Genomic DNA, 1,392 nt, shown 5'->3' on the forward strand with positions numbered 1-1,392 from the left:
ACACTCCTTCCAAGGCACCTTGCTCTCCTTGCAAAGGGCCGAAAGTGTAACCCATGTCTCCGGAATGAACTGTCACCCATCTCTCGGGAAGGGCATCAAAGGCCTGGTGACTGAGATAGCCTGTCGGCATGTTGCAGCACTGATGGACTGGTTTTCGGTGATTTTCACGGACGCGACCAAGCAAGCAGCCTGACTTTAGTTCCATAGAAAAAGTCCATCCCTGAGGTCTCAGGAGCGAGCTTTAAGCATCTACAGCCGCGAAGAGAATCGACCTCTTGCAAGTACAATTCCAGATCGAGCGATGGTTCCCAGTCGATCCGTTACCGTCTGAGTTCGGCGCCGCCAACTCAACGAAGCCGGCCGTATCCTAGCTGGCAACCAGGGGCACCGTGACGGTCGTGGCGTAATTTATCGGATACTGGTCGAAATACGGGAAAGCGATGACGAAGGCATAGCTGGCGGTCAGATGCGCCATCTTGAAACCGCCGCTGGCAGGGTCGGTCGCGATCGTCACAATGACGTTCTTCAGACCCAGGTTCACCAATTTCTGCGTGGCGATGGCCTGGATGTCGCTCTGCGAAAGCGTGTTGTTCAGCTGCAGCGCCCGGGAAGAGGTTTCCAGTGTATAGCGGACGGTCGACACGGCATTCATGGCCCAGCCGAAGGCGAAGATTCCGAACAAAAGCATCACCAGGAAAGGCGCGATCAAGGCGAATTCCAGCCCGGCTGCGCCGGAGCAGTCACGGCGCCACCTGGATCCGATCCTTTCAGCGGACACGGATCACCTGCTGATGACTGATCGCGCGCGGGTCCGGGAAGACACCGAAGTTAAACGGGGGCACCCAGGTGCCCGTCGCCGTTATCTGGACGAAGACGGTCGGCAGCTTCGTTCCGCCGCAAATGGTGGTCGCATCCACGACCGTGGCGCCGCACAAATAGGAGCGGACCAGTACGACCGCGGCGTCCTCGGGCTTGTCGTTCCAGCTCGAAAGCGCGACCGCCTGCGTTCCGGTGTCATTGGACGCGCCGGCCATTACGAGATTGGCCGCGGTTTTAACGCCCGCGCGCATCTGCAGGTAACTCGTTACGTAGGACCAGCCGTCGGCGATGCCGAGGCAGACGAGGCACAGGATGGGCAGCAACATGGAAAACTCGACGGCAGCTATCCCGGATTTGTCCAGGACAATGCGCAAGGTCCGCCCACCCATCCCGCTACTCGACGAGCTGAACGGATTGCGTCGCCGGAATGTTCTTCATCCCGAGGCTGGTGCAGTCCTGCTTGATGGTCGTACTGCCGGACCACTGGATGGTGTCGGCGACGACCTGAGTGCAGCCACCGTTCCCCGAGAAGTTGCCAAGATAGTTGACCTGCTGCCTGGGAAAATAGATGGC

The 1,392-nt window shown here is 59.0% G+C and carries 3 protein-coding genes and 1 pseudogene; 1 reads left to right on the forward strand and 3 read right to left on the reverse strand.

Annotated features, from left to right (window positions below; all coding sequences use genetic code 11):
- On the forward strand, positions 1 to 193 hold a 193-nt coding region (locus NKJ18_RS32905), incomplete at its 5' end, for a hypothetical protein (protein WP_352761607.1).
- Positions 194 to 367: 174 nt separating this feature from the next.
- Here NKJ18_RS32905 and NKJ18_RS32910 read toward each other — a convergent pair.
- From NKJ18_RS32910 to NKJ18_RS32920, 3 genes and pseudogenes are all read right to left on the reverse strand, one after another.
- Positions 368 to 778, reverse strand: a complete 411-nt coding sequence (locus NKJ18_RS32910; protein WP_023708223.1) for a TadE/TadG family type IV pilus assembly protein — start codon at positions 776 to 778, stop codon at positions 368 to 370.
- Entirely contained in the window at positions 768 to 1,193 is a 426-nt protein-coding gene (locus NKJ18_RS32915) for a TadE/TadG family type IV pilus assembly protein (protein WP_245260130.1), read from the reverse strand. The genes NKJ18_RS32910 and NKJ18_RS32915 overlap by 11 nt, the downstream gene beginning before the upstream one ends.
- Before the next feature lie 19 nt (positions 1,194 to 1,212).
- A pseudogene (locus tag NKJ18_RS32920) lies at positions 1,213 to 1,392 on the reverse strand (pilus assembly protein TadG-related protein); the annotation flags it as partial.

The organism is Mesorhizobium sp. M0217 (assembly GCF_040321955.1).
Classification (GTDB): Bacteria; Pseudomonadota; Alphaproteobacteria; order Rhizobiales; family Rhizobiaceae; genus Mesorhizobium.